Genomic DNA, 15,692 nt, shown 5'->3' on the forward strand with positions numbered 1-15,692 from the left:
GAAGAGCGCGTGATACAGCTGCTGAGGCCGGTGCTTCGACCGGTGCTGCGGGTGCTGTCGCTGCGCACGATCGTCATCGTCGCCGCGCTCTCGGTGGTGGTCACCGTTCTGACGCTCGGCACCTGGGTGTGGATCGGTGTCACCAACGACCAGTACAGCCAGCTCGATCGCCGGCTGGATTCCCTGAGCAGCCTTGGCGACGTGAGCACGCTGCTTAACACCGCGAAAGTCGACACCGATCAGTCGACGCCCGACGACGGCGGCCTGGTGCGCACCGCGCACATCGGCGGCATCACCGTCTCGGTGCCAAGCGACATCGTCCTGCCGCAGCTGGAGAACGGTTACGCCAACACGACGATCGACGGCGTCGAATACCGCGTCCGAACCTTCAACGCCGGCCCGGCGTCCATCGCACTCGGCGCGCCGTTGGCTGAGACTCAGCGCCGCATCGACGAATTGCACCTTCGGGTGGTGTTGATCTGCGCGGGCGTCATCGGCAGCACTGTCGTCGTGGGCTGGGTGATCTCACTCGTGATGATCAATCCGTTCCGGCTGCTCGCGCAGCAGGCGCGGGCGATCAACGCGCAGTCCAACCCCGACGAGGTTCAGGTGCGCGGCGTGCGTGAGGCGGTCGAGATAGCCGAAGCCGTCGAGGGCATGCTCGCCCGGATCGGCAACGAGCAGGAACGCACCAAGGCGGCGCTGGAATCGGCGCGCGACTTTGCCGCCGTCGCCTCTCACGAATTGCGCACCCCGCTGACCGCGATGCGCACCAACCTCGAAGTGCTGTCCACGCTGGACATGACCGCCGAGCAGCGCCAGGAGGTGATCGGTGACGTGATGCGAACGCAGAGCCGCATCGAGGCCACGCTGACCGCGCTGGAGCGCCTTGCACAGGGTGAGCTGACCACGGTCGAGGACTTCGTGCCGATGGATGTCACCGAACTGCTGGACCGCGCGGCGCACGATGCGCTGCACACCTATCCGGGCTTGCGGGCCTCGTTGATGCCGTCGCCGACCGTGTTGATGCTGGGCATGCCCGCCGGGTTGCGCCTGGTGATCGACAATGCCATCGCCAACGCCGTCAAGCACGGCGGTGCGACGGAAATCCGGCTCAGCGCAGTCAGTTCCGCCGATGACGTGCAGATCGTGGTGGATGACAACGGGTCCGGGGTGCCGGAAGCCGAACGTGCCGAGGTGTTCGAGCGGTTCGCGCGCGGGTCCACCGCGTCACGCTCGGGCTCGGGACTGGGCCTGGCGCTGGTGGCGCAGCAAGCCGAATTGCACGGCGGCACAGCTTCGTTGGAGGCCAGCCCACTCGGCGGTGCGCGCCTGCTATTGCGGTTGCCGATCATCCGATCGCGCGTCGAGGACGCCCCGTTCTGAGCCGGTCTCAGCAATCCTGGTTGGGCATCCGCGCCAGAAGTTCGTCGAGGAATCCGCTGGCCTCGCGGCCGGCCCGCTCGACATCGCCCGCCGCGATCGCCTCGATCAGCTCATCGTGGGAGAACATGCCGGTCGGCGCGGCGCTGGCCGCGGCGACGCTCGCCATGATGACTTCGGTGAGTCCGCGGTAAAGCTCGATCAGCACGCTGTTGTGTGAGGCCTTTACGACGGCAAGGTGGAACTCGGTGTCGGTGCGGGCGAATTCGTCAGGATCTGAGGTATCGCGGCGTTCCCAGTAGGAGCGGAGTTCAGCCAGATCCTGCTCGGTGCGGGCCTGTGCCGCGAGCCGCGCGCCTTCCATTTCCAGACAGCGCCGGACTTGGAGCACCTCGCGCAATTCCGACCCGCACAACCGCCGCAACGCGCCGGACACCTCACTGGTGGCGCGTACGTACGTGCCATCGCCTTGACGCACTTCCAAGATCCCGCTGTGAGCCAGCGCGCGGACCGCTTCACGCACAGTGTTGCGGCCGACCCCGAGTGCCTCGACTAGTTCCGACTCCGTCGGGATCTTCGCGTTGACCGCCCATTCGCCCGAGGTGACCAGGGCGCGAAGCTGCTCGATCACCTGGTCGACCAGGCCCGTGCGGCGGGTAGTGACGAGGGGCACGTCAAAAGCCTTTCATCCAATCATGGGATGTATGGCACCATAGCCGAGTGAATCGGAACGTGCGCAGCGAATCCCTGGACAGCTACGAGCACGATCTCGAACTCGAACTCGAGGGAGCCGCTGAGCTTCGTCCCGGCGCGATGGCCGCCGGTGGAGCCCTGCTCGTCGTCGCGGTGATTCTCACGGCGCTCAATCTGCGGCCGGCCATCACCAGCGTCGGGCCGGTGTTGGGGGAGATGCGCGAGTCGCTCGGCGCGTCGGCCGTATGGGCCGGTGCGCTCACGACGCTGCCCGGACTGTGTTTCGCCGCCGCGGGGCTCGCCGCGCCCTGGCTGGCCCGCCGGATCGGATTGGGTCGCGCGATATCGGTGGCGATGGCCGTCCTCAGCGTCGGGCTGCTCGTGCGAGTGCTCGACGGGCCCTATGTCGTGATCGGCGGGACGCTCGTCGCGACGGCCGGGATCGCGCTCGTGAACGTGCTCATACCGGTCGTGATCAAAGGCTCGTTCCCGGCCCGGATCGGCCTGATGACCGGCATCTATACGGCCGCCCTGCAAGGTGGTGGTGCGCTGGGCTCGGCCGTGACGCCGCCGCTGGAATCGGTGTTCGACAGCTGGCGCGGTGCACTAGGAAGCTGGGCCGCCCTGGCCGTGCTGGCGCTGGTCTTCTGGCTGCTGGGATCGCGCGGCATCACCACGGCGAGAACTGCTGAAGCCTCGTCCGCCGGGCCTGTCAGATCTCTGATGCGCAGCTCGCTGGCGTGGACCGTGACGTTGTTCTTCGGTTGCCAGGCGTTTTTGGCCTACGTCGTGATGGGCTGGTTGCCCGAGGTGTTCATCGACAGCGGTGTGGACAAGAGCGACGCCGGGTTGCTGGTCGGCCTGGCCTCGGTGCTCGCGGTGCCGATCAGCCTCTTCATCGCGCCGCTGGCCGCACGCCAGTCGAATCAGAGCGGGTGGATCGTCGGCCTGGGAGTCATCGGATTCGCCGGCATGATCGGCCTGCTGGTCGATCCCGGCGCCGCGCCGCTGCTGTGGAGCGTGCTCGTCGGGCTCGGCATGAGCGTGTTTTCGTTGGCGCTCACCGTGATCGCGTTGCGGGCCCGCAACGCCGAGGACACCGCACGGCTGTCGGGAATGGTGCAGGGCTTCGGCTACCTACTGGCCGGGATCGGCCCCTTCCTGTTCGGGCTGTTGCACGAAGCCACCGGTGGATGGACCGTGCCGTGGGCGATGGTGCTGGTTGTGTATGTGGTGCAGATGATCGCGGGCGCGCTGGCGGGCCGTAACCGCTACGTGTAGCTCACAAGTCCGGTTTGTGAGCCCACAACGACGTCGTGACTACCGGCTTTCGGCGCGCCGCAGCAGCATTGGTGAGGTGAGCACCGACCTTGCCCTGCGCCCGTTCCACACCGCGCTGTACGCCGAACTCGCCGATGCGGAGTCGGTGTTCGGCCACATCACGCCCAATTGGTTCGCGTCGGTCATGGGTACGGGAATCGTCGCCACTGCCGCGGCCACCCTGCCGGTGCACCTGCCGGGTCTGCATGAGTTCGCCACCGCGGTATGGCTTCTCGCTGCCGTGGTGCTGATCGCGTTGACCTCCGCGTTCGCGACGCACTGGATACGTCACCGCGAACAGGCCAAAGCATATGCGGCGCACCGGGTGATGGGCCAGTTCTACGGAGCACCGGCCATGGCGCTGCTCACGGTGGGTGCCGGTGCGATGCTGCTCGGCCCGGCCGTCATCGGGCAATCAGCGGCGCTGGCCGTCGGGGTGGCGCTGTGGTTCGCCGGGACCGCGCTGGGACTCGTTGTCAGCGTGTGGCTTCCATTCGTCATGATCACCGGTCACGATCACGCTCAGGTGGACGCGGTGCCGGCGTGGATGATGCCAGTGGTTCCGCCCATGGTGTCAGCGTCCACGGGGTCGCTTCTGCTCGGACACCTCGGCGTCGGGCAGGCGGGGATGACGCTGTTGGTCGCGTGCTACGCGATGTTCGGTCTGAGCCTGCTGGTCGGCTTCATCACGCTGACGATGGTGTATTCGCGGCTCGTGCACGGGGGCGTCCCCGAGGTGCAGGCCATCCCCACGGTCTGGATCGCACTCGGCGTCGTCGGTCAGTCGATTACCGCCGCCAATCTGCTTGCTGCCCATGCCGGTTCGGTGCTGACCGACCCGTCCGCGGTGTCCGCGCTGCACGCCTTCGGTGTCGTCTATGGACTCGTGATGGGCGGATTCGGGGCATTCGTGTTCTGCTTGGCCGCGGCGTTGACCGTGCACGGGGCGCGTCGCGGGTTGTCGTTCACCCTGACCTGGTGGAGTTTCACGTTCCCGGTCGGCACGTGCGTGACGGGTGCGTCCGCGCTGGGGGTGGCCACCGGCGCGGTGGCGGTGTCCGGGCTCGCGGTGGCGCTGTACGTCCTGTTGCTCGGCGCATGGGCGACGGTCGCGACGCATACTTTCAGAGGCGTGGTTTCGGGGCGGCTGCTGCGGGGCTGACCGGGGCCGGCGTCACGGCTGAGCTCAGCGAGTCGCGGCGATATGGCTCAGCAGATCGCGCACCGCACCGGCAGGTGGCGTTCGGCCCCCGAGCCAGACGGCGCGCAGTTCGCGGCGCAGATCGAGCTCGGTCACCGGCACCGCACGCAACCGGCCCATGGTGAGGTCATCCTCGACTGCGAGCCGGCTCATCACGGCGGGACCGGCGCCGGCCAGGACCGCCGCGCGCATCGCCGCCGCCGAAGACAATTCGATCGCGGGATCCGCTTGCTGCGCAGCGTCGCCCAGTGCGGCACGTAGCGCGGTGCTCAGCGCATCTCTGGTGCCCGAACCGACTTCTCGCGACACAAGGGGAGTGCCGTTGATCTCTTCGGGGCTGACCGCTGAGCGGCGGGCCCATTTGTGATTCGGCGGCACCACCACGACGAGCTCGTCTCGCGCCACCACGCGGCTGTGCAAACCCTTTGGGGTGCCCGGGGATTCGATGAATCCCAGCTCGGCCGAGCCGTCGCGGACCGCTGCGATGACCTGATCGCTGTTGGCTGCGGTGAGGATCACCTCGGGAGCCCGGTCGCGCCGCCGTTGCGCGTCAGCCTGCAGCGATACCAGCCAACGCGGCATGAGCTGTTCGGCGATGGTCAGACTCGCGGCAACGGTCAGGCGGTTGCGGCTTTCGCTGCGCATCGCGGCCAACCCGGCGTCGACACGGCGCGCCACGTCGAGCAACTGGTCGGCCCACTCGGCGACAACCACGCCTGCCGGCGTGAGCTGTGACCCTCTGGTACTGCGCCTGACGAGCTGGACGCCGGTCTGCGCCTCGATTGAGGCCAGGCGCGACGACACGGCCTGCTGGGTCAGGCCCAGTTCGCGTCCTGCGGCGCCCAGACTGCCGGTTCGCGCGATGGCCAACAACACCTCGAACGCTGCCAAGTCGGGCATCCGCGCACTCAGGGACACAGTTCGGATCGTAACGCCGGTCACAAATCCGGCTTGTGGAACAGGGGAGGTTGTCATCGATGGTGGACGGTGGTGTAGTGTCGCCGTCGTGACTATCGGTGTGTGTGCCAGCTATTGGCGCTTTATCAAGGCTCCGGGCGGAGCCGATAAAGCGCAGCACTAAGCACGCATCCACCCGGAGCCCAGGCAGTGACCACCAGGTTGCTGCCTTTCGTCATTCAAGGGCGCCGGACATTCTCCCAGGTGCCCACCACCAGGAAGGCACCCGAACATGAATCTGGCGCAGATCGCCAACCCGCCCGCGACGTCGGACCGGCGAATCCGCAGCTTCAGCGCCATTCCCAGCCCACATGACGTACTGACCGAGTTCCCATTGGGCGCCCGTCGTGCCGAGCGGGTGGCCCGCGACCGCGACGAGATCGCCGACATCCTGGCCGGACGCGACGACCGGCTGCTGGTTGTGGTTGGGCCGTGCTCGGTACATGACCCGGCCGCCGCGCTGGAGTACGCCAGCCGCTTGGTGAAGGTGGCCGACGAGCTCAAGGACCGGCTCAAGATCGTGATGCGCGTGTACTTCGAGAAGCCGCGCACGACGATTGGCTGGAAGGGCCTGATCAACGATCCCGGGATGGACGGCACGTTCGACGTGGCTCGGGGCCTGCGGATCGCCCGCCAGCTGCTGCTCGACATCATCGACATCGGGCTTCCGGTCGGGTGCGAGTTCCTGGAACCGACCAGCCCGCAGTACATCGCCGACGCCGTGGCGTGGGGCGCGATCGGAGCCCGCACCACCGAATCTCAGGTGCACCGCCAGTTGGCTTCGGGCTTGTCGATGCCGGTCGGGTTCAAGAACGGCACCGACGGCAACATCCAGGTTGCCGTCGATGGTGTGAAAGCCGCTGCCGCTCAGCATGTTTTCTTCGGGATGGACGACCTCGGGCGCGGTGCCGTGGTGAGCACGGAGGGCAACGAGGACTGCCACGTGATCCTGCGTGGCGGCACCGACGGGCCGAACTATGACGCCGAATCCGTGACCGACGCCGCAGCGAAGCTGACGAAGGCCGGGCTGCCGGGCCGCGTCGTGATCGATTGCAGCCACGCCAATTCCGGTAAAGACCATGTGCGCCAGGCAGTGGTCGCCGGAGAGGTCGCTGACATGGTGCGCGATGGGTTGCCGGTCAGTGGCGTCATGCTGGAGAGCTTCCTGGTCGGCGGTGCGCAGGCACCCGAAGCGCGGCCGCTGACCTACGGGCAGTCGGTCACCGATAAGTGCATGGACTGGGCGACAACGGATCTGGTGTTGCGCGAACTCGCCAAGCGGCCCTAGGTCCCGCTCGGTTGAGCGTATTTCGCTGAGTCGCGGTCGAATTGCGGCTGTTTGGCGAAGTCGAGTTCGATGAGCACCTCGCAATGCGGGTCATGTGGCGCCCGGGTGACGATCACGGCGGCACCCGGGCGCGGCACCCGCTTCGTGGCGGTGACCATGTTCGCGGTGACGCGCTGCGCACCGGATTCGGTGGCGAATTCGACCACCACCGTGAACAGCGGCCGGCTGTCACTCCAGCGTTCGAGAAAAGTGACCTCCCGCAGGACACCGGGTTGTCGGCTGCCGTAGTGGCGCATAGATGCCATCCACGCGTGGCGCCTGCGGGTGTAGCGGATGCCGGCCCATGCACTCATCGTGGCAATCATGGCGCCGGCCCAACACGCGACGCTCGTCAGGGCGATGATCCCGCCACTGAATCCACCGACCCACAGTGCCACGATCAACACGCCGACTCCGACCCCGGAGAACGCGGGTATCGCCGCGATCCGATTCGCCGTGGTTCGCTGCCCGAATCTGTCACGAGCCTCGTCGGCGGTGAGGCCGATGAGCAATCCGGGCAGGAATGTGTAGAGCACCGTGGCGATCCACTGCCACACCGCCGGCGGGTTGTGCTCACTCACACCGTAAAAGAACAGTGCGGCACCTGCGCCGGATGGTATCCACAATACGAACGTCACCACGGCGAAAAGGCCCAACATTCCAGGAGCGTCGACGGGTGGTGCGGTGATCCGGTTGCCCTTCTCGCTGACGGAGAAGTGCGGCAGGGTGTCCTCCCAAGCGGGAGTCTCGATCGCGGAAGAGATCTCGCCGGTCATCCGCGGCTCCCTTCGCTTCCGATGGCTGAGCCACCCACCTTGCCAGCAGCTGTCTCGGACCGTGCACAGCGAGCGCCTGTTGACGGTGATTCTCACGAAAAGCTCACACCTTCAACATAGTTCGCTGTGGGTATGCGGCCGATGGTGTGAGAACTGTGGTGCGGAAGAGACGAGAACGTGAGTGGCCGGGCCGGCCGCGCGACGCGTGGGCCGAGGCCTCCGGGCGCCACGGCGTGCAATCGCTGCCGCGACCGGAGGTTCCGAATTGGCGCGATATCGAGGTGTTCGGCAGTCGCATACTGCTGCATCCCGCGACGCCATCACCGCCGGCCACGGTGGGATTCGGCGCCTTCGCTGCGTCGCTTGCCCTGCTCGCGTGGTGGAAGGACCGTCCCACTCTGCTCGTCGGCGCGCTCGGGGTCGTCGCGGCGATACTCGTGTCGGTCGGCGGCTTTTGGACGTGGTGGGTACCGGCTCGCCGGGAGCGACGGCTGTCTCGTACCCACGCTCGCGCGTTGGACTACGGCGTCGGCGCGCACGCGTACCGAACGCGTTTCACGCGACCCGAGGAAAGCAGTCAACCGAGGACGACGTCCTTACTGATAGACGAACGCCTGCCTAGTTTCGCCGCGGGCCGCCTGCAGCACGCGGTCCGGGATTGGCTGACCCGCGTCACGGCGGACGCGACGATGAACGCCGAGGCGGTGCAGCTACTCGGCCGCCGGTGGGTGGTCCCGATCACCGAGATCTTCGGGCCCGACGCTCACGGCGGCTGGTTGGTCATCGACCAAGGCGATGACGATACGCCGTGGCGGCTGCTGATCGACCGGTCGGACGGCCCCGAGGAATACTTCTACGACGAGGTCATGGTGATCGACGGGCCGCCCGGGCGGCTCTATCTCGACGGTGCCTAGCGGTCCTCCGTCGAGGGGTCGGCGCTCCACGTGCCCGGCATCATCGGCAGCGTCGTACCGGTTCCGTAAGAACCGCCAGCCATCGTGGCCAGTCCGGCCGGGTTGGGGACGGTGGATTTGACTGCGGTACCGGTGAATCCGAGATTTCCGGCACCCGTGTCTGACGCGGCGGCGCCGGCCTGTTCGGGCGGAGGTGCGGAAGCGTCGTCGTCCATGCTCAGGTACTCGTAGCGGTAACCGCGCTCCTTGACGTCGGCGCCGCGTCGCCTGCGGCTCTTGGCCTTCCCGCGACTGGCCGCTGAAGCCGCGGCCGCTGCCGCAGCCGCGGCACTGCTCGAAGAATGCGCCACACCGACGGCACTACTTCGCATCGAAGGGCCGAAGCCGACGCCGGGGCCGCCGCCCACTGCGTACGCCGTGGTTTCCGCTCCGGTGACCGTCGGGGTGGGCGCCGGAGGGGTGGCGACCGTCGGAGATGCGGGCGTCGGTGCGGCCGGCGCGCTCGCGGGCACCGAGGGGGAGGAGGGGCCGGGTAGCGGGGCGACCGGGGCGGGCTCGGTGGGCTGCTTGACCGGCTCGGGGGCCGGTGCATCGAGCGGGATGTCGTAATTCTGTGCCAGGCCGATGATCCCGAGCAGGCCGAGCATGGCCGGCGACACCGCGCCGATCACGGCCGCATAGAGCGGGGTGCCGAGCACCGCGAACGTCGCCGCGTACGCGCCGAGGAAGAACACGTTGATGTAAGTGGTGAACAGCAGCGACGGGTCGGCGATGATCTCGGCGAGGATCTGGGGAATCCGCCACGGTTGCAAGATCAATTCCTTGAGCTGCACATACATCCCGTGGAAATGCTCGGAGTTCTCGGCGAGCCACTTCTCGATGGGGTCTTCGAAGGTCAGGGCAAGTCCCGACTCGGTGGCCCGCGCCTGTGCGGCCGTCTGCATCAAAGTGGCTGACGCCGTTGCCGTTTCGCTGACACCCGGGGTCAGCACAAGTGGTGCCGCCGTGGTTCGCGGCGACGCGGCCACGGCTACTTGTGTGTTCGCCTGGTAGACGGTCATTGTCGTCGCGGCCTGAATCCACATCCGGATGTAGTCGGCCTCGTTGACGGCGATGGGGATGGTGTTGATGCCGAAGAAGTTGGTTGCCACCAGGACACCGAGAGTGGTTCTGTTGGCCACGAGTTCGGCCATTGTCGGCATCGCAGCGAGCGCCGCGCTGTACGACGCTGCGGCAGTTTCGATCTGGGTCGCGACGACGGCGCTCGCCGCGCTGGTCTGTGTGAGCCACGCCAGGTACGGAACGTGTGCTGCCGCGTATCGCTCGGCGCTCGGGCCCTGCCACGCCCCGGCTTGAACCGTGCCCAGAATGGTGCTGAGTTCGGCTGCCGCGGAGGCATATTCGGTACTCAGCGAATTCCAGGCGCCGGCCGCGGCCAGGAGTGGGCCAGGCCCCGGCCCGCTGCTGAGGAGCGTGGAATGTACTTCGGGGGGCAGCGCCATCCACACCGGGGCGGTCATCGCCGTTCTCCTCTCCGTCGCTTTAGCTAGTACAACTCAACAAAGTTTGGTTAGCATAAGCTAACTTACTGAAATTTGCGGAGAAATTGGCTCCTCCGCAAATTCACACGTAGATCAGCGTCGGTATGTCGGCAGGTTGTGTGCGAGTTCGTCGAACAACGCGTGATTCAGCCGGAACGCCACCTTGACCTCGTTGACGACGGCTTCGGTCTCGTCGGTGCTCAGGGCGAGGCCGTCCAGGCGAGCCCGGTAGGCGTCCTTATACGGCTTGGGCCGCATTGGAAAGTCGTAGAAGCTCAGGCCGGATCCGTTCAGGCCGAACGTGCGGTCGAGTATGCGGCCGATGGCCTGCCCGCCCGAAAGGTCGCCGAGGTAGCGCGTGTAGTGATGAGCGACGAGTGCGCCGGCCCAGGAACTGCCCGTGATCCGTTCGCAGTACTCGCGCGCGGCGGGGGAGTCGACTGCATGCGAGGCGTCGGGCGCCCAATGGTCGAGATCGGCGTCGATGGCGCCGAGCCGCTCCAGTGCCGGGTCGTAGACGGCGGCAACCAAGGGGTCGGCGTGGCGGGTGCGTACGGCGTCCTCGAGTGCGGCGTAGATGGCCCGCAACCGCACCAGGTAGTCGACGTAGCCCTGTTCGTTGACGCGGCCGCTGAGCAATTCCGACACGAACGAAGACTGCTCGGCGGCGTCGTGCTCGGCCTGTGAGTTCTCGCGCATCGCGGCGGACAGCGATCGGATGGCCTCGGGGACAACGGCGCTCGGCATGCTTCGCTCCAGGTGACTTTTTACGACAGATTGTCAACATGATGCCGACAATCTGTCAGAAAACCTAGCACCGCATCGCGCGGCGTGGGGGTTTACCTCTTGGCGCCCAACGCACGCAGGACGAATCGTTCGATCGCCGCCACCGGCAGATGCCGTGGCGCAAGACAGGCGTGGATCAGCGACATCGTGGCGGTCTCGTCCTCCACGGTGAACTCTCCCGCTGCCACACCTTCGGTCAAGATCTCCCGGAGTACCTCTTCCACCACCACCACGTGCTCACGGATCGCGAGCATCGCGTCCTCCGACAGGGCGCCGTAGAGGTGAACGCCCATGCCCATGTGAAATTGCTGTCCGGCGTCGAGTTGATGGCGGATGTAGACCGACAGGCGTTCCCGCGGATTGTCGGCCTGCGCCAGTGCGGCCCGAAGTCCTTCGAGGTATCGGCTTGTCTCGTGGGACGCGAACGCCACCACCACGGCGTCCTTGTCGGGGAAGTGGTGGTAGATCGCCGTGCGCCCGATACCGGCGACCGCGGCGAGCTTGGCCATCGTGATCGCGTCGAAACTGTGGTCGGCCATGAGCGTGGCGAACGCATCGAAAACGCGCCGCTGCACCTGCTCGCGATGCTGTTCGACCGATGCGGCGCTGATCCTGGGCACGCTCGACTCTAACGCCGGCCGCGGCCCGTGAAGCTGTGGGTTCGACACGCCGCCCGGGCGTGTCGTGACTTCGGGCCGACAGTCCTGTCCTCGCTGCGATATCGCATTTATGGATGCGGCGCGATCCGCGCGGCCAACATGGTCGTCCACTCGTTGAGGTACTCGTCGTCCGGGGTGTCCGCGGCGTGAAAGAACATGGCCGTCGCACGCTTGCCGAGCAGCGCGTTGATGCCGAGGGTCGCGATCGTTCGGCTTTGCGCGGGCTCCAGATCGGCGGCCCACCCGTGGATCCAGTCGTCGAGTTCGGTGTAGAGCCCGTCGACGAGCACGGCGTAGGCATCGTTGAGGCGCGACGAGCGATCCGATGGTGTGCGCGCGGCGATCTGCAGGAGCTGGCTCTCCTCGTCGATCACATTGAGCAGGTATCTGCCGAGCAGGGTCAGCTCGGTGCGCAGATCGCCGAGTCCGGCGAACATCGCCCGGATGTCATGCATCGCTCGCCTGCGGTCCAGCTGGCGGTCGATGCCCGCCTCGAGAAGAGATTCCTTGGATTTGAAGTGGTGGTAGAGCGCGCCCGAGCCCGCTGCCAGACCCGCGGCGGCTTCGATCTGCGCGACGCTGGTCGCCCGGTAACCCTGCTCGCTGAACAGCCGCATCGCCTCGGTCACCAGGCGGTCGCGGGTCGTCGTTTCCGTCATTGACCGCTCCAAAGTGCTCACTTAGTATCGCCAAGTGAACACTTTAGCAGGGTGAGGGAGGGATCGATGGCGGATCCAGATCGCGCGGTTCCCCGGGGGCGGGTCCGTCGCACGATGCCGCTGGCGGGCTTCACTGCTCGCGCTGCCGGAGGGCGCGTGGTGGCGGGGCTGCGCAAGCAGGCCGGCGATGCCGGTGCCGTCGACCGCTTCCATGAACGCACGGCCGAGCGGTACGCCGAGTTGCTCGGGCATTCCAAGGGTGTACTGATGAAGGCCGGTCAGATGGTGTCGATGGTCGATGCCACCGCGGTGGGCTTCGGCGAGCTTTCGCCCTACCAACGGGCCCTGACCCGATTGCAGGGCGATGCTCCGCCGATGGATGCGAAGTTGGCGCGCGAGGTGGTCGAGGCCGATCTGGGCCGCCCGGTCGCCGACGTGTTCGCCGACTTCGCCGATGAGCCGATGGCCGCCGCGTCCATCGGCCAGGTGCACCGCGCGACGATGAGCGACGGGCGTGAGGTCGCCGTGAAGGTCCAGTATCCCGGTGTGGCAGAAGCGATTCGCGATGATCTTGCCAACGCCGAGTTGCTGACCACCTTCGTCCGCTTCATGAACTCGACGGTCCCGGGGTCCATGCCCGATCTGCGCCGGGCGTCTCAGGAGCTTACCGAACGGATCTCCGAAGAACTCGACTACCGGAACGAGGCCGCCAACATCACGGCGTTCAGTGAGCTCTATCGCGACCACCCCTTCATCCGCATCCCCGAGGTGATTCCCGAGGCTTCGGGCGACCGAGTCCTCACCATGACATTCCTGGAGGGCATGGACTGGGCGGAGGCGCTGAGCGCCGACCAGGACTTGAAAAACTGCTGGGCGGAGGTGATCTCGCGCATGCTGACCGGTTCCTATCGCCACTCGAACCTGTTCCATGCCGATCCGCATCCCGGCAACTACCGCTTCCGCACCGACGGCACGGTGGGGTTCGTCGATTTCGGATGTGTGAAAGTCCTTCCGTGGCAACGCCGATGGCAGATGTTGCGGATGGCCCGCGCTGTCGTCGAGGGCCGCAAGGAAGATCTGCGCGACGTGATGGCCGAATCCGGGTTCCTGGCCGAGGATTCCACGTTGACCGCCGAAGAGGCATACCAGTGGTGGTCGACGCTGATGCACGAGTTGCTGATTCCCCAGCCGGTCACCTACACCCGGGAGGCGTCTGAACGTTCGGTCCGGTCGCTGCTCGATGTGCGCGCCACCGATCATCCGGTGCGCCGCATGTCGGTGCCGGCGGACTTCGTGTTCTTCTCCCGGCTCAACCTTTCGATGAATTCGATCTTCACCGCGTTGGGGGCGACGTTCTATGCCCGAGCGTCGCTGGACGACATGGATGGCGTAATCGAACCGGTCTCGGATCTGGGCAAGCAGCACATTGCCTGGGTTCGTCAGCGCGGTTTGCCATTTGGGATGGATCATCGTGACGAGCAGTGAGGTGGTCACGGCGCGGCTGCCGTGGGATGCGGCGGATCCGTATCCGTTCTACGAGACCTGCCGCGGCCACGGTGACGTGGTGTGGGACGACGTCGCCCACGGCTGGCTGGTCCTCGGTTACGAGACCGCGCGGGAGGTGCTCGGCGGCGAGGCGTGGACCAGTGACCCGATGGCGAACCCGATCGCCCGAGCCAACATGGATCCGATCAGCCTGCAGTTCTCGGGCCGGTCCATGTTGATCGCCGACGGCGCGACTCACCGACGGCTGCGGGGGTCGGTGCGTGACGTGTTCACGCGTACGTTCGTCACCGGCCTCGCCGAAGGGGTCGACGCGATCGCGTCCGCCGTCGTCGACGAACCCGCGCCCGACGCCGAATTCGACTTCATGTCCCAGATCGCGCTGCCGATCCCGATGGGAGTCGTCGCCGAATGGCTGGACTTGGATCCCCGTACCGCGGATCTACTCGCCGAGTTGTCACCCACGATCATCCGGATGCTCGGCACCTTGGCCGACACCGACGAGACCCGGGCCGGGGCGGCCGCGGCTGCCGAATTGATGGGGGAGTTCCTGCCGCTGGCCGCCGACCGCAGGCGACATCCCGGCGACGACCTCCTGAGCTTCATCGGGGGCGATCCCGCCCTGGAACTCGAGGACGTCGTCATCACCGCGATCCTGATCGCCGTCGCCGGACACGAGACCACGGCAAACCTGTTGGGCGCCGGAATGATTCGCTTGCTCACCGAGCGCCCCGACGGAACCCGGCTGGCCGACCACATCGATGCTGCCGACCCGGCAGTCATGACCGAGCTACTGCGCCTCGACAGCCCCGTCCAAGCGGCGCTACGCACCGCGACCGAAGACACCCGTATCGGCGACGTCGCGATCGAGGCGGGAGCGACGGCACTCGTCGTGGTGGCCGCCGCCAACCGCGATCCACGGGTGTTCGACGATCCTGGTGAATTTCGTCTCGGCCGAACCGGGCCCGCCCCACTGACTTTCGGCTACGGCGCGCACCACTGTCTCGGCGCGAGCTTGGCTCGGCTGGAGATCAGCACAGCGCTCCCGAAGATCCTCGCCCGTCGGCCCAGGCTCGTTGGCGCGCCGGTCTGGCGCGATACTCCGGCGATCCGCGGGGCACTGCGCATTCCGATGGTCTTTGGCGCGTAGGTTCGGTTCGCCGGATGAAATGGGCTATCAGCGCGGCTGCCGGTTTCGCGTGGGTCTTGAGCAGGAAATGCGCGCCGTCGGGGTGGAGTATCAGTTCCGTGAGGCGCTGGTTCACCAAGATGTTTGTCATTCTGGCCACGATCCCGATAGTCGTGCGCGACGCTGGATGCTCAGCGGACATCGCCGCGCAACCGCCCGCTCGCAGGAGCACCGCCAACCCTGTCCGGCACGATCTTGAGCCCCTGATGAAACGGTTCGGAGCGTTGGGTACACCAGTGGCAGCATCGTGGGTCAGCGGCGACATGGGTGATGTGCGAGTGCCTGGTCGATCGATGTACTGGCTCGACTCTGTTGTGGAACTTACTGCCGATACGGCACGTGAGCTGAAGCACACGTACAAACCCGGCCTGTCTGGTGAGTCGCCAGGCGTGTGGAGCACTCTGCGCGCGTTGCTGCCTGAGGATCGTTATCTCACGAGCGCAGGACTCGATGCGGCCTTCACGACCACCATGATGAAGTCGAAGGCATTTCTCGCAGCGCATCGTCCGGTCATCGTGCTGACAGCCGTCGGTGAGTAGCTTGGGCTTGAACGACGAAGGCCCGGCGAAAACCGGGCCTCATCTGCAAAAACTATGGTGCGCGATACTGGGATTGAACCAGTGACCTCTTCCGTGTCAGGGAAGCGCTCTCCCGCTGAGCTAATCGCGCTGGTCGAAACTTTTGGAGGTGGAGACGGGAATCGAACCCGTGTGCACGGCTTTGCAGGCCGTTGCCTCACCACTCGGCCACTCCACCGCGGGGGTTGATGCCTTTCGCACCTTCG

15 protein-coding genes and 2 tRNA genes are annotated in these 15,692 nt (G+C 66.4%); 8 read left to right on the plus strand and 9 right to left on the minus strand.

The features are described 5' to 3' along the window. The first annotated feature begins 45 nt into the window (after positions 1-45). Positions 46-1,386 (plus strand): sensor histidine kinase, encoded by a 1,341-nt coding sequence (locus ACRCUN_RS14160; protein ID WP_462142368.1) that lies wholly within the window; start codon positions 46-48, stop codon positions 1,384-1,386. Positions 1,387-1,393: 7 nt separating this feature from the next. Here the strand turns inward: ACRCUN_RS14160 and ACRCUN_RS14165 are convergent, their stop codons facing one another. Then, a complete protein-coding gene (locus tag ACRCUN_RS14165; protein WP_462142263.1) occupies positions 1,394-2,056 on the minus strand; it encodes a FadR/GntR family transcriptional regulator in 663 nt (220 codons plus the stop codon). Positions 2,057-2,103: 47 nt separating this feature from the next. On the opposite strand from ACRCUN_RS14165, the gene ACRCUN_RS14170 reads away from it, so the two are divergent. Both ACRCUN_RS14170 and ACRCUN_RS14175 read left to right on the plus strand, forming a co-directional pair. Then, positions 2,104-3,357, plus strand: a complete 1,254-nt coding sequence (locus ACRCUN_RS14170; protein ID WP_462142264.1) for a CynX/NimT family MFS transporter — start codon at positions 2,104-2,106, stop codon at positions 3,355-3,357. Positions 3,358-3,433: 76 nt separating this feature from the next. Then, positions 3,434-4,558: a TDT family transporter gene (locus tag ACRCUN_RS14175; RefSeq protein WP_462142265.1), complete on the plus strand. Its 1,125-nt coding sequence runs from the start codon at positions 3,434-3,436 to the stop codon at positions 4,556-4,558. Between the two features lie 24 nt (positions 4,559-4,582). Here the strand turns inward: ACRCUN_RS14175 and ACRCUN_RS14180 are convergent, their stop codons facing one another. Next, positions 4,583-5,515 carry a LysR family transcriptional regulator gene (locus ACRCUN_RS14180; RefSeq protein ID WP_462142266.1) on the minus strand — a complete coding sequence of 311 codons (933 nt, stop codon included), beginning with the start codon at positions 5,513-5,515 and terminating at the stop codon, positions 4,583-4,585. Positions 5,516-5,786: 271 nt separating this feature from the next. On the opposite strand from ACRCUN_RS14180, the gene ACRCUN_RS14185 reads away from it, so the two are divergent. Beyond that, a complete protein-coding gene (locus ACRCUN_RS14185) occupies positions 5,787-6,842 on the plus strand; it encodes a 3-deoxy-7-phosphoheptulonate synthase (protein ID WP_462142267.1) in 1,056 nt (351 codons plus the stop codon). On the opposite strand, the gene ACRCUN_RS14190 is transcribed toward ACRCUN_RS14185, so the two are convergent. Next, entirely contained in the window at positions 6,839-7,657 is an 819-nt protein-coding gene (locus ACRCUN_RS14190; protein ID WP_462142268.1) for a hypothetical protein, read from the minus strand. The genes ACRCUN_RS14185 and ACRCUN_RS14190 overlap by 4 nt on opposite strands. 158 nt (positions 7,658-7,815) lie before the next feature. Here ACRCUN_RS14190 and ACRCUN_RS14195 point away from each other — a divergent pair, with 158 nt between their 5' ends. After that, positions 7,816-8,571: a hypothetical protein gene (locus ACRCUN_RS14195; RefSeq protein ID WP_462142269.1), complete on the plus strand. Its 756-nt coding sequence runs from the start codon at positions 7,816-7,818 to the stop codon at positions 8,569-8,571. Here the strand turns inward: ACRCUN_RS14195 and ACRCUN_RS14200 are convergent. The 4 genes from ACRCUN_RS14200 to ACRCUN_RS14215 form a co-directional block, all read right to left on the minus strand. Next, the gene (locus ACRCUN_RS14200; RefSeq protein WP_462142270.1) at positions 8,568-10,091 is read right to left on the minus strand and encodes a PPE family protein; all 1,524 of its coding nucleotides are present in this window, start codon (positions 10,089-10,091) and stop codon (positions 8,568-8,570) included. The genes ACRCUN_RS14195 and ACRCUN_RS14200 overlap by 4 nt on opposite strands. A gap of 114 nt (positions 10,092-10,205) precedes the next feature. Then, positions 10,206-10,859 (minus strand): biliverdin-producing heme oxygenase, encoded by a 654-nt coding sequence (locus tag ACRCUN_RS14205; protein ID WP_462142271.1) that lies wholly within the window; start codon positions 10,857-10,859, stop codon positions 10,206-10,208. 92 nt (positions 10,860-10,951) lie between these two features. After that, complete coding sequence (locus ACRCUN_RS14210) at positions 10,952-11,518, minus strand: TetR/AcrR family transcriptional regulator (protein ID WP_462142272.1); 567 nt, start codon at positions 11,516-11,518, stop codon at positions 10,952-10,954. Between the two features lie 107 nt (positions 11,519-11,625). Beyond that, entirely contained in the window at positions 11,626-12,216 is a 591-nt protein-coding gene (locus ACRCUN_RS14215; RefSeq protein ID WP_462142273.1) for a TetR/AcrR family transcriptional regulator, read from the minus strand. 66 nt (positions 12,217-12,282) lie between these two features. Between ACRCUN_RS14215 and ACRCUN_RS14220 the strand changes: the two genes are divergently transcribed. From ACRCUN_RS14220 to ACRCUN_RS14230, 3 genes are all read left to right on the plus strand, one after another. Beyond that, positions 12,283-13,701, plus strand: coding sequence for an ABC1 kinase family protein (locus ACRCUN_RS14220; protein WP_462142274.1), 1,419 nt, complete (start codon positions 12,283-12,285; stop codon positions 13,699-13,701). After that, the gene (locus tag ACRCUN_RS14225) at positions 13,688-14,869 is read left to right on the plus strand and encodes a cytochrome P450 (RefSeq protein WP_462142275.1); all 1,182 of its coding nucleotides are present in this window, start codon (positions 13,688-13,690) and stop codon (positions 14,867-14,869) included. The genes ACRCUN_RS14220 and ACRCUN_RS14225 overlap by 14 nt, the downstream gene beginning before the upstream one ends. A 275-nt stretch (positions 14,870-15,144) precedes the next feature. Then, positions 15,145-15,447 (plus strand): hypothetical protein, encoded by a 303-nt coding sequence (locus tag ACRCUN_RS14230; protein ID WP_462142276.1) that lies wholly within the window; start codon positions 15,145-15,147, stop codon positions 15,445-15,447. Positions 15,448-15,502: 55 nt separating this feature from the next. Here the strand turns inward: ACRCUN_RS14230 and ACRCUN_RS14235 are convergent. Both ACRCUN_RS14235 and ACRCUN_RS14240 read right to left on the minus strand, forming a co-directional pair. After that, positions 15,503-15,577: transfer RNA gene (locus ACRCUN_RS14235), tRNA-Val, on the minus strand. A gap of 13 nt (positions 15,578-15,590) precedes the next feature. After that, positions 15,591-15,664 (minus strand) — tRNA-Cys (locus tag ACRCUN_RS14240). Between the last annotated feature and the right edge of the window lie 28 nt (positions 15,665-15,692).

Source organism: Mycobacterium venezuelense (assembly GCF_054919535.1).